The 17644-nt window shown below is 67.6% G+C and carries 22 protein-coding genes; 16 read left to right on the plus strand and 6 right to left on the minus strand.

Going from position 1 to position 17644, the window contains the following annotated elements; translation table 11 throughout:
- Both Asera_RS18690 and Asera_RS18695 read right to left on the minus strand, forming a co-directional pair.
- On the minus strand, nt 1-741 hold the full coding sequence (locus Asera_RS18690) for an HAD family hydrolase (RefSeq protein WP_212804638.1): 741 nt from the start codon (nt 739-741) through the stop codon (nt 1-3).
- The gene (locus Asera_RS18695) at nt 693-1556 is read right to left on the minus strand and encodes a winged helix-turn-helix domain-containing protein (protein WP_030447949.1); all 864 of its coding nucleotides are present in this window, start codon (nt 1554-1556) and stop codon (nt 693-695) included. Before Asera_RS18695 ends, Asera_RS18690 begins: the two co-directional genes overlap by 49 nt.
- Before the next feature lie 227 nt (nt 1557-1783).
- On the opposite strand from Asera_RS18695, the gene Asera_RS18700 reads away from it, so the two are divergent.
- From Asera_RS18700 to Asera_RS18770, 15 genes are all read left to right on the plus strand, one after another.
- Nucleotides 1784-2149 (plus strand): hypothetical protein, encoded by a 366-nt coding sequence (locus Asera_RS18700; RefSeq protein ID WP_212804640.1) that lies wholly within the window; start codon nt 1784-1786, stop codon nt 2147-2149.
- A 78-nt stretch (nt 2150-2227) separates the two neighbouring features.
- Nucleotides 2228-2596: a hypothetical protein gene (locus Asera_RS18705; RefSeq protein WP_212804642.1), complete on the plus strand. Its 369-nt coding sequence runs from the start codon at nt 2228-2230 to the stop codon at nt 2594-2596.
- Nucleotides 2593-2805, plus strand: a complete 213-nt coding sequence (locus Asera_RS18710; RefSeq protein ID WP_212804644.1) for a hypothetical protein — start codon at nt 2593-2595, stop codon at nt 2803-2805. Before Asera_RS18705 ends, Asera_RS18710 begins: the two co-directional genes overlap by 4 nt.
- On the plus strand, nt 2802-2990 hold the full coding sequence (locus Asera_RS18715) for a hypothetical protein (protein ID WP_030447952.1): 189 nt from the start codon (nt 2802-2804) through the stop codon (nt 2988-2990). Before Asera_RS18710 ends, Asera_RS18715 begins: the two co-directional genes overlap by 4 nt.
- Nucleotides 2990-3181 carry a hypothetical protein gene (locus Asera_RS18720; RefSeq protein ID WP_030447953.1) on the plus strand — a complete coding sequence of 64 codons (192 nt, stop codon included), beginning with the start codon at nt 2990-2992 and terminating at the stop codon, nt 3179-3181. The genes Asera_RS18715 and Asera_RS18720 overlap by 1 nt, the downstream gene beginning before the upstream one ends.
- Complete coding sequence (locus Asera_RS18725) at nt 3181-3399, plus strand: hypothetical protein (RefSeq protein ID WP_157035007.1); 219 nt, start codon at nt 3181-3183, stop codon at nt 3397-3399. The genes Asera_RS18720 and Asera_RS18725 overlap by 1 nt, the downstream gene beginning before the upstream one ends.
- 324 nt (nt 3400-3723) lie before the next feature.
- Nucleotides 3724-3978 (plus strand): hypothetical protein, encoded by a 255-nt coding sequence (locus Asera_RS18730; protein ID WP_030447955.1) that lies wholly within the window; start codon nt 3724-3726, stop codon nt 3976-3978.
- A gap of 117 nt (nt 3979-4095) precedes the next feature.
- Nucleotides 4096-5724 carry a P-loop NTPase family protein gene (locus Asera_RS18735; protein WP_157035008.1) on the plus strand — a complete coding sequence of 543 codons (1629 nt, stop codon included), beginning with the start codon at nt 4096-4098 and terminating at the stop codon, nt 5722-5724.
- A complete protein-coding gene (locus Asera_RS18740; RefSeq protein ID WP_051802640.1) occupies nt 5724-5978 on the plus strand; it encodes a hypothetical protein in 255 nt (84 codons plus the stop codon). Before Asera_RS18735 ends, Asera_RS18740 begins: the two co-directional genes overlap by 1 nt.
- A gap of 13 nt (nt 5979-5991) precedes the next feature.
- The gene (locus Asera_RS18745; RefSeq protein WP_157035009.1) at nt 5992-6618 is read left to right on the plus strand and encodes a hypothetical protein; all 627 of its coding nucleotides are present in this window, start codon (nt 5992-5994) and stop codon (nt 6616-6618) included.
- Nucleotides 6615-8411, plus strand: a complete 1797-nt coding sequence (locus Asera_RS18750; RefSeq protein ID WP_051802641.1) for a replication initiator — start codon at nt 6615-6617, stop codon at nt 8409-8411. The genes Asera_RS18745 and Asera_RS18750 overlap by 4 nt, the downstream gene beginning before the upstream one ends.
- Entirely contained in the window at nt 8299-8628 is a 330-nt protein-coding gene (locus Asera_RS34015) for a helix-turn-helix domain-containing protein (protein WP_157035010.1), read from the plus strand. Before Asera_RS18750 ends, Asera_RS34015 begins: the two co-directional genes overlap by 113 nt.
- An 11-nt stretch (nt 8629-8639) precedes the next feature.
- Nucleotides 8640-9866 (plus strand): tyrosine-type recombinase/integrase, encoded by a 1227-nt coding sequence (locus tag Asera_RS18760; protein WP_030447960.1) that lies wholly within the window; start codon nt 8640-8642, stop codon nt 9864-9866.
- 491 nt (nt 9867-10357) lie between these two features.
- The gene (locus Asera_RS18765) at nt 10358-11302 is read left to right on the plus strand and encodes an SRA domain-containing endonuclease (protein WP_157035004.1); all 945 of its coding nucleotides are present in this window, start codon (nt 10358-10360) and stop codon (nt 11300-11302) included.
- Nucleotides 11303-11698: 396 nt separating this feature from the next.
- Entirely contained in the window at nt 11699-13576 is a 1878-nt protein-coding gene (locus tag Asera_RS18770) for an IS481 family transposase (protein ID WP_280529734.1), read from the plus strand.
- Between the two features lie 80 nt (nt 13577-13656).
- Here Asera_RS18770 and Asera_RS18775 read toward each other — a convergent pair whose 3' ends face one another.
- Complete coding sequence (locus Asera_RS18775) at nt 13657-14580, minus strand: hypothetical protein (RefSeq protein ID WP_157035005.1); 924 nt, start codon at nt 14578-14580, stop codon at nt 13657-13659.
- Nucleotides 14581-14731: 151 nt separating this feature from the next.
- Here Asera_RS18775 and Asera_RS18780 point away from each other — a divergent pair, with 151 nt between their 5' ends.
- The gene (locus Asera_RS18780; RefSeq protein ID WP_157035006.1) at nt 14732-15238 is read left to right on the plus strand and encodes a Pycsar system effector family protein; all 507 of its coding nucleotides are present in this window, start codon (nt 14732-14734) and stop codon (nt 15236-15238) included.
- 10 nt (nt 15239-15248) lie between these two features.
- Here the strand turns inward: Asera_RS18780 and Asera_RS18785 are convergent, their stop codons facing one another.
- From Asera_RS18785 to Asera_RS18795, 3 genes are read right to left on the minus strand one after another with little or no spacing between them, the layout of a single operon-like run.
- Nucleotides 15249-16070, minus strand: a complete 822-nt coding sequence (locus Asera_RS18785; protein WP_084132220.1) for a phosphotransferase — start codon at nt 16068-16070, stop codon at nt 15249-15251.
- A 2-nt stretch (nt 16071-16072) separates the two neighbouring features.
- The gene (locus Asera_RS18790; RefSeq protein WP_212804638.1) at nt 16073-16813 is read right to left on the minus strand and encodes an HAD family hydrolase; all 741 of its coding nucleotides are present in this window, start codon (nt 16811-16813) and stop codon (nt 16073-16075) included.
- On the minus strand, nt 16765-17628 hold the full coding sequence (locus tag Asera_RS18795; RefSeq protein WP_030447949.1) for a winged helix-turn-helix domain-containing protein: 864 nt from the start codon (nt 17626-17628) through the stop codon (nt 16765-16767). The genes Asera_RS18790 and Asera_RS18795 overlap by 49 nt, the downstream gene beginning before the upstream one ends.
- Nucleotides 17629-17644 lie beyond the last annotated feature (16 nt).

Genomic DNA, 17644 nt, shown 5'->3' on the forward strand with positions numbered 1-17644 from the left:
TCAGGCTCCGCGGCTAGGATCGTGGATCCTGTGGATCGCGTCGGCGAGGTCATGCATGTCGGCAATCGTGACCGTCGCACCGGCGTTGTTGAGACATTCGGCTTTGCCAGGCTTATTCACGTAGCCGATGCTGGCTGCTCCCGCGGCCTGCGCTGCCTCGATGTCGGTGGCTGAGTCGCCGATCAGTACGCAGTCCGCGGCCGGGACGTGGTGACGTCGTGCTGCCTCGTGCACGGGCCACGGGTTGGGCTTCATGAGTTCAGGTGCGGCGTGGGGCCGGCCGATGACCTCGGCGATGTAGTCGGTGAGGTGGTGTTTGTCGAGGTAGGCGCAGACGGCGGCGGCTGAGTTGTTGCTGACAATGACGACGGGGCGGCCGGTGCGTTGGGCGGCATCGAGCATGTCTCGACATCCGGGGGTCGGCTCGGCGGTGCGGGCGGCTTCGGTCTCGGCGGCACTGACGAGGGCTTCGATGGTGTCGGCCTGGTCGCGGTGCTGGCGGATGAGTTCGGCGCCGAGTTCGGGTGGTCCGTACTGGTCGGCGTCGTCGGGTAGCGGGACGCCGGCGGCGGCGAGTTGGGCGGCGAGTCGATCGGCGACGGTGCGGGCGGATGCGCCGGCGAACAGGTGGGCGGTCGGCCCGTCGAAGTCGAGCAAGATCAGGCTGGCAGAGGCGAGGACCTGTGCGGGGGTCATAGCGGGTAGTCCTGGGCGATGGTGTCCCAGCGGGTGTCGAACCACTGTTGTGCCTGCTCGATGAACTCGCGGGAGATCGAGGTGTCTCCGTCGGTGTCGGCGAAGTGGAACAGGGTCGAGTCCTTGCCGAGCACGTCGCGGATGACGGTCGGGGTGCCGTCGATGCTGACTCGGTTGTCGATCACCGAGTACAGGCCGAAGAACGCTTCGGCGTGGTTGATGACGTAGAGCTTGAACGAGGGTGGCATGTCGTGGGTGCGGACCTCGACGCGGGCGCTGGGCACCAGCCCCATCGCGGCAAGTTCGCGCACGGGCTCGGCGATGCTCTCGACCGACCGGCGGATGATCCGGTCGGCGCGGGCTCGTACGGCGGGGTCGTCCTGGCCGGTCTCGGCGTTGGACGGCAGCGTCGTGGGTCGGCTGACGTCGGTCAGTAGCAGTCGGATCGCGATGGACTGCGGGGTGAGGCGTCCGGCGCGGACCTTGTCCAGCGGTTCGGTGATCGCACCGGCCAGCGTCTCGCCGGAGAATCCGGCGAAGTCGATCGACACGTGCGCCCGGTCGAACGCGGCTTCGATGTGGGGCCGGAGTCCGACTGCCCGCTCGGTTCGCTGCCGTACGAACACGCCGCTGCCCTGCCGGCTGACCGTGAGGTGCTCGGCGTGCAGCTGCGCCAGGGCGCGCTTGACGGTCTCACGGGCGACGTTGTACCGGGCCGCGAGGTCGTTCTGTGAGGGGAGCTTGTTGCCGGGCGGGAACCGGCCGGTCAGGATCGCTGCTCGTAGCGCGTTCGCGATCTGCTGTGCCGGCGACCGGGGGTCGTCCGGGTCCAGATCGGACAGCGCATCCGTCTGCGTCATTGCCACAGGGTACGGGCTGACTAGCCAGGATGGCTAAATCTGCCCGACATGGTTGACATGGCGAGCCAAGCGAGTCATGCTGATCTCGGCGCACGACTAGCCAAGCTAGTCACAAAGTAGCCCGGTCGAGAGCGGCCAATGGGGCATCGAGTAGAGGAGTGGTTGTTGTGCTGGGACGTGGTACGCGGTTCGGGACTCCGTTTGAGGTCGCCTTCCCGAAGGGCCTGATGCAGTCCGGCCCGGTGGTGCCGGACTACGAGTACAACCCGAACAAGAACGCGCCGAAGGTGCAGAAGCGCGACGAGGCGACGGGCCTTCTTCAGTGGAAGGCGAACGTGACGGACCCGTCGGAGACCAACGCCAAGCGGGCGTCGTTCGCGCTGCTGTTCGTCGCGGCGGTGCAGCCGGTGCCGGAGACGCCCGAGCTGGTGCCGGGTACCGACATGCGGCTCATCGAGCTGGAGGGCCTGACGGCGGAGCCGCGGGTGATGGGTCAGGGCGAGTTCAAGTACCTGGGCTACATCTTCCGCGCGGAGGGCTACCGCCCGGCTGTGGCTGGCGGCAAGGCGGCTCGTTCGGACAAGGCGGCCTGATTCGTGACGTGGGCCGGGCTGCGGCATGTTCCCGGCCCGGCCTGCGTCGACCACGGGTGGATGCGGAGGGAGCGGGCGGTGACCAGAAAGCATGAGGCGGCTGCGTTGGCGGCGCCGGGGATCGACGCGATCCGGGATGCGTACCTGACGGGTGGGTCGGATGCGCAGCGGGTGGCAGCGTTGATCGAGATTGCCGGTGCTGCGGCGGCACTGGCGCGGACGGTGGCCCGGTTCCGGCACGTGGATCGGGTAGAGCTGTTCGAGCTGGTATCGCGGCGCTCGGACGTGCTGCCGGTGCTGGGCCGCGGGCAGTGGTTGCCCACGATGACCTACCACGTGCCGGCCCCGGGCAAGCGGCGGATTCGCGGCCGTAGCAACACATCCACGGTGCCGGTGCCGGCGGTGATTCAGCCGGAGCTGTTCGCGGACGTGGACGGTGCGGCGTGAACGGCGAGGACTCGTTTCGCGGGCGGCATGTGGCGTTGGTGTCGGCCGGGGTGTTCGACATCCCGTGCGCGTTCCGGCGGATCTCCACGGCGATCGCGGATCAGGACTACCCGCTGGCTCTACGGGCGATCGAGGACGCGCGGTCGGTGCTGGATGAAACGGCCCGACTGGCGCGGCTGTCGATCCCGGAAGGGGGCCGTGTCGCATGATCCGCGAGATTGCGCAGGCCGGGTTACTCGTGGCGCTGATCGCAGTGGTAGTGGCTGTCGTCGTCGGGGTCGCGCACGCGGTGAAGGCGTCGTTTGACGCACACGAGCGCGCCGAGATCAGGGCCTTCCGTCGTCGGTTGGCTGCTCGGGACCGGGATGCGTCGGGCTCCGGCGGTGGTCGGTGATGGCTCTGGATTGGGATGACCTGGCGGCGGTGGTGGAGCTGGCGGACGCGGAGTTGCGGGCGTTGCGGGGTGCGGTGGCGGCTCGGGACGTGGACGCGATGTCCGTTGCGGGTGAGCGGCTGCGTGTGGTGTCGGTGACGGCGAGGCAGTTCGTGCGGGTGCTGGCGGCGCGGGAGCGGGGTGGCTGGTGATGGCGCGGCGTGACTCGGCTGCGGCGGCCGATGAGCTGGTGGCCGGTTGGGCGGATGCGTGCGGGGACGTGCAGGTGGCGTTGGCGCGCCTGTCGCGTTCGCTGGGTGGTCTGGGCGATGACCGGTTGTCGCGGTGGGTGGCGGAGGCGCAGCGGCCGATGGACGAGATGTCGGCGTGGCTGGCGCAGGTGCGGCGGCATCTGAACGCGAACCGGTGAAGGGCGGCGGCGATGCAGTTGTCTCGGCCGCTCCGGCAGGCGGTGGCGGCGTCGCAACGGGCTCGGTGGCAGGTACGGGAAACGGTGATGGCCTCGGTGCCGGTACGGGCGTGGATGCGGGCGACCTACCGGACCGGCAAGACCGTGGCGTCGATGCGCTACGGGCTGCCGCAGCGGGGCGTGGTGGCGGTACGGCGGTCGAGTGGCCGGACGGGGTTCGCTCGTCGTCCGGCGGGCCGCTCGGGGGTGAGTCGGCCGGCGATGAGTCGGCCAGCTCATCCGGCAGGTCAACGGAATGTCCGGCAACAGGTGAGGAGAGCAGCAATGGCAGACGAGGCGTTGGCGCAGGTCCGGACGGCGTTGCAGGGCAAGGTGGGCAACGGTGAGGGCTTGGCGCTGGTTCGCTCGTGGGCGGCGTCGGTGCGGTCGGCGGCGGACGAGGTGGCGTCGGTGCAGCGGAAGTTGTCGGTGGCTGAGGATGAGTTCTTGGACCGTCCGGCGCAGCAGTCGTTTAGCTGGTTGACCCGGTTGTCGGAGAACCTGGATCACTTGGCGCGCAAGCTGTCCGCCGGCCAGTAGGCGTCGCGGCAAGTCAGGGAAGGTAGGGCGAGGGCCGCCCGTCACGCACACAGCATGCGGGCGGCCTTCTTCATGCCCAAACGCGGTCACGGACGGTTATCGGAGGGGTTGGGGGTCATGGCTAAGCGGATGGTGGCCACGCAGGTCTACCGGGAGTCGATGGGCCAGCGGTTGTGGGACGCGATGCCGCTGGTGGTGCAGATCCCGGTAGCGGTGGGCGTCGGGGCGTACCGGGTGATCAAGCTCGCGGTCCAGCACCCCCGCACGACCGGTGTGGTGGCCACGCTGGGCACGGCCGGGCTGGTGGGTGGCCGGTGGGCGCTGGCCGGTGTGGTCCTGGCCCCGGTCGTGGCCGGCGTGGTGTGGCGCATCGCCTGGCCCGTCTCGTTCAAGCAGCGGGTCACGCCCCGCATCCTGCGGTGGCAGCGTCGCTGGATCCGGTACGGGCGTCGCTGGGATCGGTGGATGACCCGGTGCAAGCTGACCGTGCGGGATCACGACGGGGAGGTCATCCCCGGCATCCGCAAGGTGGAGGTGCTGCCGGCGGCCGATCGGCTGCTGGTGGACGTGCCGGTCGGGATGACGGTCGACGCCCTCCGGGCCAAGACGGGGGAGTTGGCGAACGCAGCGCGGGCGTTGGCGTGCAGGGTGTGGGAAGTGCCGGGTAGCCCGGGTGAGGCGTGGGTGGAGTTCCAGCACACGGACATCCTGATCTCCACGGTGCCAGCGCTGCCGATCCCGCAAGCCGACGAATCCGGGATGGTGCCGGTGGACCTGGCGGCCGTCCCGGTCGGCATGCGCGAGGACGGGACCGGCTGGACGATCCCGCTGCTGGCCCGGCATGTGCTGGTGGCGGGCCGGTCCCGGTCGGGTAAGGGCTCGCTGATCTGGTCGGTGCTGCGCTACCTGGCGCCGGCGATCCGGGCCGGGCTGGTGAAGGTGACCGGGATCGACCCGAAGGGCGGCATGGAGCTGTCCATCGGGCGCCCGTTGTTCACCCGGTATGAGGCGGACCGGGCCGAAGCCATGGTCGCGCTGCTGGAAGCGGAAGCCGATCATATGGACTGCGTGGCGTTGGAGCTGGCGGGCAATGTCCGCAAGTTCACCCCGTCGATGACCCACCCGCTGCATCTGGTGATCGTGGACGAGTTGGCGACGCTGACCGCGTACGCGCCGATGGATGTGCGGCGCCGGGCTGAGTACGCGTTGGGGCGGCTGCTGACCAAGGGCGCGGCGGTCGGCTGGGTGGTGCTCGGGTGCGTGCAGGAGCCGTCGAAGGACATCATCCCGATGCGCGGGCTGTTCACCTACCGCATCGCCCTCGGGCTCGACACCCCGTCGCAGGTGGACATGGTGTTGGGCGACGGGATGCGTGACCTCGGTGCGCTGGCCGATCAGATCCCGTTGACGGCGCCGGGCATGGGCTACGCGCTGTCGGAGTTCGAGAAGAACCCGTTCCGGGTGCGTGCCGCCTACGTCGATGACGACCAGATCCGCGACATGGCCGCCGAGTACGCACCGATCACCACCGACGCCAACGACGTCGAAGACATCCCGGCTGCCCCCATGGCTGGCAACCGCAACGAGGGCCAGGCGGACGAGGCCAAGCGGCCGGAGCCGGTGGAAGTGGTCGACCTGGAGGAGTGCCCGCCGGCCGATGTGACGCCGGTGGTGCCGGACTCGCTGCTGGCCAAGCTGCGCAACCTGCCGGCAGCGGACGGCTCGGACGGGACGGAGGCGGCGTGATGAGTGCGGTACCGGCAGACAACGACGGGGCGCGGCTGTTCCGGATCCGGGTCCCCGGGTCGGACAAGTCGACGGCGGTGACGGTGCGGATGACCGACGAGTCGGCGTGGATCGCGATCGGGGCTCGGCATCGTCGGCTTCCGCTGACCGTGCCGGAGGCGTGGGCGTTGTTCAAGGCCCTGGCCGATGCGCTGGATACGGCTGGGGATCCGCCGGCGTTCCTGTCTCGTCCCGTCCACCGCGACACCAAGTAGGGGGTGACCTGTGGTGGCTGAGGCAAGCAAGTCGCAGCGGGTAGAGGATGTCGCTCGGCTCGGGATCATGGGCGCGATCGGCGTCATGGCCGGTGCCGCGTCGTTCACGCACATGCACGACTGGACGATGCAGGCGCTCCCGCACGGGACGGCCGACTGGTTCGGCTGGGCGAACGCGGTCGCCTCCGAGCTGATGCCCACGTGTGCGCTGTTGGAGATCCGCCGCAAGCGCCGGGCCGGCGGCTCGATCACCTACCCGGTCGCGCTGCTGGTCGCCTCCGGCCTGCTCTCACTGGGCGCCCAGGTCTCGCAAGCCGGAGACTCCCTCACCTCGAAGGGTCTGGCGGCGCTGCCGGCGGTGGCGTTCATGCTGCTGGTCAAGCTCGTGTTCTCCGGCCTCCCGAAGACCACGAATGACACGGAAGCTGTTGTCCCACAACGGGAGCGAGTCACCGACCCGGCCCCTGCGGAGGTCGAGCCTGCCGCTCCGGTACCTCCCTCGGTGCCTGCCGCTCCGGTGCCTGGCGTTCCTGCGGTGACTCGTCCGGTGTCGTCCACGGTCCCGGCTGCTCCGGTGGTCCCGTCGGGTCCGGTCGTGCCGGGCCGCGCTAACGGCCGTCCGGTGGTGATCGGCCGATGACCACCACCGTGGACACGATGATGCTGCCCGGTCTCGGGCAGGACGACCAACCGCGTCCGGGGTCGCGGGCAGCTCGGATGCTGCAGCCGATCGCGAAGGATGTAGCGGTTGAGCTGGCGAAGAAGTTCGGGGTGTGCGTCAAACCGGTGTGGCTTCGCCGTACCAACACCGCGACCGGGGAAACCGAGCTGGTGCCGGTGCCCTGCGGGGCTACGTCGGCGGCGAAGTGTGAGCCGTGCGCGGAAGCCAACCGCAGGCTGCGCATGCAGCAGATCCGGGAAGGCTGGCACCTTACCGAAGAGCCGGTCACCACCCCGGATGCCCCGACCGATGAACAGCGGGATTTGGTGGAGTACCGGGCTGTCCTGGAGTTCGCCCGCACGTCGGTGGTGATGGCGGCCGAGTGGGACCAGGTGCGCGAGCTGGACGCGGAGATTGACCGGGTGGATGAGCAGATCACCGCGGCCGGTGTGCGCGGCTCGGTCCTGCCCGGCGGCCGGAAGGACGGGACCGATCCGGACGAGTCGGCCCCGTCGCGGAAGCGGTCCACGAAACGGCGGCAGGACGCGCCGGACCTTCCTCGCCTGCCCGTCGCCAACCGGACCATCCCGCACCCACACATCGGCACCGACGGCCGGGAGCACCGGGACTCGGTGTTCCTGACCTTGACGCTCGGCAGCTACGGGCCGATCCACTCCGCCTACCGGCGTCGCGGCGCGGTGGAGGTGTGCGAGTGCGGGGAGCTGCACAGCCCCCACGACCCCAGGGTCGGGACCCCGGTGGACCCGGACAGCTACGACTACCGGGCCGCGGCGCTGGACGCGATCCACTTCGCGAAGGTGCTCGACCGGTTCTGGCAGAACCTCCGCCGCGCGGTCGGGTGGAACGTCCAGTACGCCGGGTCGGTCGAGATGCAAAAGCGGCTGGCCCCACACGGGCACTTCGCCGTCCGGGGAGCACTCCCGCGGGCACTGGTGCGGCAGGTGGCGGCGGCGACCTACCACCAGGTGTGGTGGCCCGCCCACGACAAGATCGTGTACGACCCGGACGGGGCAGTGCCGGTGTGGGACCCGGACGCCAAGACCTACCGGGACCCGGAAACCTCGGCGGCGCTGCCGACCTGGGATGAGGCGCTGGACGCCTTGGATGAGGACCCGGACGCGGAACCTGCGCACGTGGTGCGGCTCGGCAGCGTGCACCTTGCCGGGGTGCGGGGCGGCTCGGAGAGCGCCGAGAAGACCATCCGCTACATCACCAAGTACATCGCGAAGGACATCACCGACGCGGTGGCTCCGGGGTCGCGGGCGCAGGAAGACCACCTCGCCCGCCTGGCGGCCGAGCTGCAAACCCTGCCGTGCTCTCCGACCTGTGCGAACTGGCTGCTGTACGGGGTGCAGCCCAAGAACGCGAAGGCTACGGCGCGGCCGGGACGGTGCAAGGGCAAGGTGCATCAGCGGCGCACCCTCGGGTTCACCGGGCGGCGGGTGCTGGTCTCCCGGCAGTGGTCGAACAAGACCCTGTCCGATCACCGGGCCGACCGCAAAGCCTGGGTCAAAGCTCTCCTCGCGCTTTCGGCAACCGGGGAAACCACGATCGGCGAGCACGACCAGGCGGCCGGCGACCCTCCGCCGTTCGAGTACGAGTTGGCGTCCCGGGACGACCCGGACGTGCCTCCGCCGCATGTGCATTTCCTGCGCAAGATCGCCGAACGGCAAGCCTGGCGGGCACAACTCGACGCGGCGAAACAACAGGCACAGCAGCAGCTTTTGGCAACGCAAACCGTTGCGGCATAAGGATCTGGGGAGGATCGCTGTGTCCACGAAGGACGCGGTTCGGCTCGAACCTGCTTGGACGATTGACGACGTGGCGGCGTACCTCCGGGTGCCGGTCGAGACGCTGCGGACCTGGCGCAAGAAGCGCACTGGCCCGCCGGCTCGTCGCTGCGGCAAACACCTTCGCTACGACCCGGTAGCCGTTCGGGCGTGGCTCAGTTCGAGCGACGTGGCGTAGGGCGGCGGGACGTGGCGCACATCGAGGATCGTTGGTACCGACCGACGCAAGACGAGTTCGGCAAGGTGGTCGTCAACGGCCGCGGCAAGCCGGTGATGGAGCGGACGGAGAGGTACGGCAAGGGGGATCGGTACCGCGTTCGCTACCTGACCCCCGCGGGGGAGCGGCGGAGCAAGTCCTTCGCGGACAAGCAGAAGGGCGATGCTGAGGCGTTCCTCATCACCGTTGAGTCCGAGAAGCGGCGAGGGACCTACGTCGATCCCACCGCCGGCAAGGTCTTGTTCCGCGACTACGCGGAGCAGTGGATGCGCGGACAGACGTTCGATGAGTCGACCCGCGAATCGGTCGAGTACCGCGTTCGCAAGCACCTCTATCCGATGCTTGGGGATCGTCCGCTGAGCAAGATCAACCCTGGATTGATCCGGGATTGGGACCGCTCGCTGTACGACGTGTTGTCGGCGTCCACGCGCTCGGTCGTGTTTGCTCACCTACGCGCCATCCTCGGCGCGGCTGTCGATGACGAGAAGATCGTCAAGAACCCATGCACAGCGCGCTCTGTGCGGCAACCGCGGCCCACTGAACGGCGCGTCGTTCCTTGGACTCGCGAACAGGTGGCCGCGATCCGCCGGGCGGTCCCTGAGCGGTACCGACTGGTGGTGGACCTCGGCGCCGGTTGCGGCCTGCGTCAGGGCGAGATCTTCGGCTTGTCTCCCGATGATGTGGACCTGGACGCCGGAGTGATCCATGTGCGGAGGCAGGTCAAGCGGGTCCGCTCGCGGTTGGTCTTCGGCCTGCCCAAGAACGATCGCGACCGGCACGTGCCGCTTCCTAGCATGATCGCGCGCCGAATCGAGGACCACATCGACGGTGGTCGGTTCGGCCCGACCTCGATCACGCTGCCGTGGGAGAACCCGCTGACCGGGAAGCCGACCACGGTGGACCTGCTGTTGACGACGACCCGGAACGGTGCGCTCAACCGGTCGACGTTCGACAGCAAGATGTGGCATCCCGCCTTGGCCCTGGCGGGCATCGAACGGTCGCGCGCGACCGGTGTCCACGCGCTGCGGCACTTCTACGCCTCGGCGCTGCTGGACGCGGGGGAGAACATCAAGAGCCTGTCGAGCTACCTCGGGCACCACGATCCCGGCTTCACGCTGCGGGTGTACACGCACCTGATGCCGTCGAGCGAGGACAGGGCGCGTCGCGCGATCGACAGTGTGCTGGGCGGAGACGAGTAACCCCCACGCGACCCCCGGGGCCGTGTTGCTCGGGTGTTTTGCCTGGTCAGAGGCAATCTCGTGACAGTCCCCGGCGTACCGGCCGACTCGTCCACCCCACCCCAGCTCCCGGCGCTGATCATGGCGTTGACCCGCGACAACGCTGGTCGACTCTGGTCATGAATGGTCGTCGTCGGTCGTCGTCAGAGCCCCCAGCGAACCCCCAGAGCCCCCCAGGAACCCCCGAGATCTTGTCCATCCCGTCTGCCGTCGGCCCACCCTCCGGGGTAGCGGGGCTGTCCTGTCTGGTGAAGGTGGAGCGCCCGACCGGACGTACGACCTTCGCCAGACAGGACAGGTCTGCTACGGCATCGCCTGGGCCGTCGGCGGGCGGGATGGACCGCCACCCACGACCCGTACTCGCTCGGGTCCCCGTCCATCCCGGAGCCTGAGCGCCCCCGCCGGAGGCGTGCTTGTCGGGTGATGTCGCAGCGGGTGGCTAGCGTGTCGGCGTGGACGAGTTGTTCGATCTTGATCCGGGTGCGGTGTTGACGCGAGGCGATCGGGCTGCCCGGTGGGGCGGTGGCACTCAGCGGGGGATTGAGCCATCGACGCGCACACCGAACGTGTTTCTGTACGCGGATCCGGCGGAGGCAGGCAAGTTCGGCTACGTCGATGGGTGGGCGCCGGGCGGCGACGTGTTCCTGTATACCGGCGAGGGCAGCGAGGGTGACCAGCAGCTCCAGCAGGGGAACCTGTCGCTGTTGGAGCATCGCAAGCAGGGTCGGGCGCTGCGGTTGTTCATTGCGGCCTCGGGCAAGCAGCGCGGCGGCAAGTTGCATCGCTACGTGGGCGAGTTCGAAGTGGACCATGACTCGCCGTGTGCTCAGGAAGATGCGCCGGATGCGTTGGGCGAGACCCGATCGGTTTGGGTGTTCCGGCTGCGTCCGGTGGGGGCGGTCGAGTATCGCGAGTCGGATGCCAGCCGTCGCGACGTCGTGGAGGCCGGTCCGCGTGCCGAGCTGGTGGCTGTGGAACGCGTGGTGGCGGTGGAGTCAGATCGCAAGGCAACTCCGGGTGGCAAGGCGCGCAGGCGTGAGGCTGAGCTCACCGAGCAGTACCGGGCGTGGTTGGAGGCTCAGGGCCACCAGGTCATGCAGTGGAAGCTGACGCTGCCTGGACAGGTCGCCGCGCTCCGTACGGACCTGTTTGACGCCACCGTTAGCGAGATCTACGAGGCGAAGGGCTCGATCGCGCGGGAGAGCATCCGCATGGCGATCGGACAGCTGCTCGACTACCGCCGCCACGTGCCGGTGCCGGGCGCCGCGCTGGCCGTGCTGCTACCTGCTCGTCCCTCGGATGACCTGGTGGATCTGGTGACCTCGGCGGGCATGAGCTGCGTGTACCGGCAGGACGCGGGGCGCTTCCATCGGGTCGGCCCGACCACGGCGAGCTGAGGCAGTGCCTTTCGGCAGGCAGCGCTTGCGGCCACGGCTCGTGCCCAGCTGACTCGGGGGCAAGATGGCCCCGGTCCTGGGCCATCGCGGCAGCGCTCGCCCGCAAGCACGGCGAAACGGTGACCACGCAGAGGCGAGCGTAAGGCCGTGCCCAACAGCTCGCCCTGGTCCTGGCGGTGCTCGTCGACGGCGGCGCCGGGCGCGGGCCGGCCTACCGCCCGCCGAGGCCGGAGGCCGTAGGCGGGCGGCCCTTCCCGGACCGTGCCCGGCGCCTGCGCCGCGCCAGCGGCGCCTTGATCCAGTAGAGACTAATTCGGCAATCCTTGTAACCGACTCCATGTCCTGTCTCGGGTGATGGTTGACAGTCGTGTATCGGCTGATGGTTGACATCGGGTCGTGTTCGGTGGTCCTGTTCGGCGGCGCTCCGCGGGCGTCATCGAGTCAGGGAGGCCGGGGTTGGCGCTGGTTGCGTTGTCGGTTGTTGAGCGGCGGTTGGACGCGGTGCGGGCGGTGTTGGCGGGCGCTGCGGTCACGGAGATCGCGGCCTCGGTGGGTGTGTCGCGGCAGACGGTGCATGTCTGGGTGGGCCGGTATCTGGCCGAGGGCGTGAGCGGGTTGGCGGATCGGTCTCATCGGCCGGTGTCGTGTCCGCATCGGGTCGGGCCCGATGTTGAGGTGGTAGTGGCGGAGATGCGTCGGGCGCATCCGCGGTGGGGTGCCAAGCGGATCCGGATGCAGCTGTTGCGTCGCCCGCTGGAGGATGTGGTGGTGCCGTCGACGGCCACGATCAACCGGATCCTGACGCGGCAGGGTTTGGTGCGGCCTCGGCCGCGGAAGCGTCCTCGTGACTCGTATGTGCGGTGGCAGCGGCCTGGGCCGATGCAGTTGTGGGGTGTCGACATCGTTGGTGGGATCTGGCTGATCAACCCGGCCACCGGTGCGCGTCGGGAGGCGAAGGTGGTCACCGGCGTCGATGATCATTCCCGGTTTTGTGTGATGGCGGCGGTGGTGGAACGGGCCACCAGCCGGGCGGTGTGTCTGGCGTTCGCGCAGGCCCTGGCCCGGTTCGGGGTGCCCGAAGAGGTGTTGAGCGACAACGGAAAGCAGTTCACCGACCGGTTCGGTAAGGGCGGGGAGGTGTTGTTCGACAAGATCTGCCGCAAGAACGGCATCACGCATCGGCTCACTCAGCCGGCCTCGCCCAACCAGAACGGGAAGGTGGAACGTTTCCACGGCACGTTCCGACCGGACTTTCTGGACCAGGCTGAGGCGTTCACCAGCGTGGCGCAGGCGCAGGCGGCGGTGGATGCGTGGGTGGCCGACTACAACACCGACCGGCCCCATCAGGCGTTGGACGACACGCTGCCGGTCACTCCCGCCGAGCGGTTCGTCCCGGTCGAGAACCAGCAGCGGACGCTGATTGACCTGTGGCTGCCGCCGGCGGTCGCCGCCTGTCCGGCACCGGCATCTGCGGCCTGCGGGCAGTCCACGGGCGCGGCTGTCACAGCGGCAGACGAGCCGGCAGCGGGCTGGACCGGTGGGCCGATCGCTTTCGACCGGGTGGTGCCGCCGTCAGGCAACCTGATGGTCGCCGGCAAACAGTTCTGGCTCGGACCGGCCCGCGCCGGGATCACGGTCAGTTTCTGGGCAGACACCGACGTGATCCACCTGAGCGCCGCGGGCGGCCGTATCAAGTCGCTGCGATCGCACCTGACGGTCAACGACCTGGCCCGCCTGGTCCGGGCGGGCGCGGTGCCCGCCGGGCCACCACCCTTGCCGGCACCCGACCACACCGACGCGATCGAGGTCGATCGCACCGTCAGCGCCGCCGGCACCGTCTCGCTGGGACAACACATCGTGCTGGCCGCCGAGATCCTCGCCGGGCGGCGGGTCGGGATCCGCATCGAACCCACCACGCTGATGATGTTCGATCTCGACACCCGCGAACTGCTGCGCACCCGACCCAACCCGCTGACCACCGCCGAGGTCGGCCGGCTACGCGCAGCGCGGAAAGCAGGACCACCACCACGCCCCTCGCTGGAACCGGTCCGGGTCCAACGACGGGCCTCCAACACCGGGGTGGTCATGGTCTGCGGGCAGAAGATCGCCCTGGGCCGCGCCCACCGCCACCAGACGCTCACCATCGCGGTGTCCGACACGACTCTGGCCATCGACCTCGACGACGGCGACACCAAGATCGTGCGGCGCACCACCACCCAACCGGTCCGTAACATCAAAGCCGACCGGCCGCGGGCGGTCCCCCAAATTTCCTAGACCCAGCGTCAACCATCACTTGACACAGATCCGTCAACCATCACCTGAGTCAAGACATTGTAACCGACTCCAGGGAGAGGTCACTGGCGCATGCCATTGATGCGAGCCCGATGTTCCTCGCGTTGGCGGGCTGCGTTAACGCGTAGCGCCTTGGCGTATTCGGCCTTAATTGCCTCTTGATGAAGCTTCGTTACGTCCGCACGCGTGCGCTTGCCCGCAAGGACTGCGTTGCAGAATTCGTTTCCATGAACCACGCACCAATACGATTTGAGAAGCTTACCTTCGCGCTCGCCATCGTCGTCGGGAATTTTCGCGATTGTCACGTCTTCCCAGATCGAGGTGCTAGGGGCGCCATCGCAGCCGCAGGTTGCGGCCAAGTAGTCGCTCTTATTCGCCCAGTCCCATATACTTCCTGCCACAATCATCTGATGCCGGTCGGCCTGCTGTGCCGCCTTTGCTGCGTAGTTGACGGCTTTCCCGGCCCAGACTGGCTCTTGATGTTTGGTGCGTGGCACACCGACTCGCTTGACCAATAGGGGACTCGCTGCAAGGCCGACCTTCAGACCGGTCTCAGGAAGGTCGGGCCATCGCTTCTCCAATCGCGGTACGAGATATCGATAACTGAATGTCTTGATGGTGATACCCGCGCAAATAGCTCGCGCGTATCTGTGGTCGCCCCAAAACAACCCGAAAGCGCCATCGCCTTGTATCGCAACGAAGTCGGCATCAAACTTGTCGAAGACCTGTGCAATGTTGCCTGTCGATGCTTGATAAATGCTCGCCGTGGACTGCGGGTATTTGTTTACTCCAAGCTGCGTGGAGTTGCGCATGTCTGCCACCACTGCCACTGCATCGGTGAGTCGATGCCAGGTTCTGGCCTCGATGGGAAGCTTCTCGACATCGAGCGAGTGTCCACTGTCTATAACATCAGGGTTTGTCCCGAGTTCAACCGAAACACTCTTGTCGATATCGGCCAGGAAATCATCCAGGTCAACCGCAGTCATGGCCCCTCCGCTCACCGGATTCTCGGATCTTAGGAGGAAACCATGCTCTGCTGCGTCGATCGTCTGTATGACGGGCACTCAGGCGTTTCGTGGGTAATCTTGACCGAAAGACTGATCCCGGTGGCGCAATCGGCGCAGATCATCGGATATTGTGAAGGCTGACGATGCTTGGCGACCACTCGGGCAGGTCAACGAATGGATTCGATTCGCAGACACGAAGGCTGCGGCAACTCTTGCCGGGAGCAGCGTGTTGGGGGGAATTCTTGTCCGATCGATCCCGCGGGCTTCGGACTTTCATCACGATGCAATTCACGCCATTCATGCCATTGTTCTTTCTCTTGCGATCGTATGCATTGGTGCGAGCGCCGTTATTAGCTTACGTACGCTGGCTCCAAGGTTGCGATCTCTCGGCGAACCCGACTCAATGATCTATTTTGATCATATTGCGCGCCGTTACGGCTCGGACAAGGAGCTTTACATCCGCCGCTTCGTGAGGCTGTCAGCCAAGGATAACTTGGTTGCTGAACAAGTGGTCGAACAGATCTGGGCGAACAGCTGTGTCGCTCGACGTAAATTTCAACATGTCGCATTGGCAATCTATTTGCTCGGCGCGGGGATGATTCTTTCGGGTTTGGCCGTTCTGGTGCAAAGGCTTTGAATTGCGCTGGCTAGACGCGAGCAATTGCGGCAATGGATGCCCACGCCAGCACCCGTCGTGCATCAATGTTGAGAGTAGTGCTAATCGCCTTTGCAGTGAGTTTCACGGGGCGGTGTGGTGCTGCCTTAAGTGCGATGATCGCAGCATCATAGGAAACTTCGCCACTGATACCCCGGGGGTCAATGAGGTAGAGGCGCTCGTGTTTGCCGGCGAGGACGTTCCAGGGTGAAGCATCAGCGTGGCACAGTCCAGGCACGTGGTTGAGGGCCAGTGTGTCTAGATCCGCCAGGGCGGCGCGGCGTTCTTTTGTGGAAGCAACCTGACACCCGGGCGCGAGGTCTCGGAGGCGATCGTCGGTGAGTCGGTCGCGGAGCCAGTCGACGAGGTTCGGTAAGTCCGACGTGGGCGCTGGCTGACCTATGAGAGGGCCGAGCATCGCAGCGACTTGCTCGGGCTCTGGAAGAACGTTCTGGTCGCCGAGTGGTGTTCCGGGCTCGATCATGTCCATGACTGTCCATGTGCCGTGATCGGTGGTGCTGACCTCGTGGACCTGAGGCGATACCCCGATCTGCGCAAGTGCAACGCTAATGGCGCCTTGATGGCGGCCGTTCGGGTCGGGGCTGGATCGTAGGACGATCTGGCCATCCGGGGTGTTCGCTTTGACGACGAGGCCGAATCGGGCCGGGAGTACGGCGATCGGTTCTGCGTTGTACCGGACGCACAGCTCGTGCAGCTCCCCAGCTACCGACATCGACCAGGGCTCGGCGAGTTCTGGCCAGCGGGCGCTGATGCCCGCAAGGACATGGGTGCTTACAGCGATGGGCTCGAACACGGTCAGGCTCCGCGGCTAGGATCGTGGATCCTGTGGATCGCGTCGGCGAGGTCATGCATGTCGGCAATCGTGACCGTCGCACCGGCGTTGTTGAGACATTCGGCTTTGCCAGGCTTATTCACGTAGCCGATGCTGGCTGCTCCCGCGGCCTGCGCTGCCTCGATGTCGGTGGCTGAGTCGCCGATCAGTACGCAGTCCGCGGCCGGGACGTGGTGACGTCGTGCTGCCTCGTGCACGGGCCACGGGTTGGGCTTCATGAGTTCAGGTGCGGCGTGGGGCCGGCCGATGACCTCGGCGATGTAGTCGGTGAGGTGGTGTTTGTCGAGGTAGGCGCAGACGGCGGCGGCTGAGTTGTTGCTGACAATGACGACGGGGCGGCCGGTGCGTTGGGCGGCATCGAGCATGTCTCGACATCCGGGGGTCGGCTCGGCGGTGCGGGCGGCTTCGGTCTCGGCGGCACTGACGAGGGCTTCGATGGTGTCGGCCTGGTCGCGGTGCTGGCGGATGAGTTCGGCGCCGAGTTCGGGTGGTCCGTACTGGTCGGCGTCGTCGGGTAGCGGGACGCCGGCGGCGGCGAGTTGGGCGGCGAGTCGATCGGCGACGGTGCGGGCGGATGCGCCGGCGAACAGGTGGGCGGTCGGCCCGTCGAAGTCGAGCAAGATCAGGCTGGCAGAGGCGAGGACCTGTGCGGGGGTCATAGCGGGTAGTCCTGGGCGATGGTGTCCCAGCGGGTGTCGAACCACTGTTGTGCCTGCTCGATGAACTCGCGGGAGATCGAGGTGTCTCCGTCGGTGTCGGCGAAGTGGAACAGGGTCGAGTCCTTGCCGAGCACGTCGCGGATGACGGTCGGGGTGCCGTCGATGCTGACTCGGTTGTCGATCACCGAGTACAGGCCGAAGAACGCTTCGGCGTGGTTGATGACGTAGAGCTTGAACGAGGGTGGCATGTCGTGGGTGCGGACCTCGACGCGGGCGCTGGGCACCAGCCCCATCGCGGCAAGTTCGCGCACGGGCTCGGCGATGCTCTCGACCGACCGGCGGATGATCCGGTCGGCGCGGGCTCGTACGGCGGGGTCGTCCTGGCCGGTCTCGGCGTTGGACGGCAGCGTCGTGGGTCGGCTGACGTCGGTCAGTAGCAGTCGGATCGCGATGGACTGCGGGGTGAGGCGTCCGGCGCGGACCTTGTCCAGCGGTTCGGTGATCGCACCGGCCAGCGTCTCGCCGGAGAATCCGGCGAAGTCGATCGACACGTGCGCCCGGTCGAACGCGGCTTCGATGTGGGGCCGGAGTCCGACTGCCCGCTCGGTTCGCTGCCGTACGAACACGCCGCTGCCCTGCCGGCTGACCGTGAGGTGCTCGGCGTGCAGCTGCGCCAGGGCGCGCTTGACGGTCTCACGGGCGACGTTGTACCGGGCCGCGAGGTCGTTCTGTGAGGGGAGCTTGTTGCCGGGCGGGAACCGGCCGGTCAGGATCGCTGCTCGTAGCGCGTTCGCGATCTGCTGTGCCGGCGACCGGGGGTCGTCCGGGTCCAGATCGGACAGCGCATCCGTCTGCGTCATTGCCACAGGGTACGGG

This window comes from Actinocatenispora sera, from assembly GCF_018324685.1.
GTDB lineage: Bacteria > Actinomycetota > Actinomycetes > Mycobacteriales > Micromonosporaceae > Actinocatenispora > Actinocatenispora sera.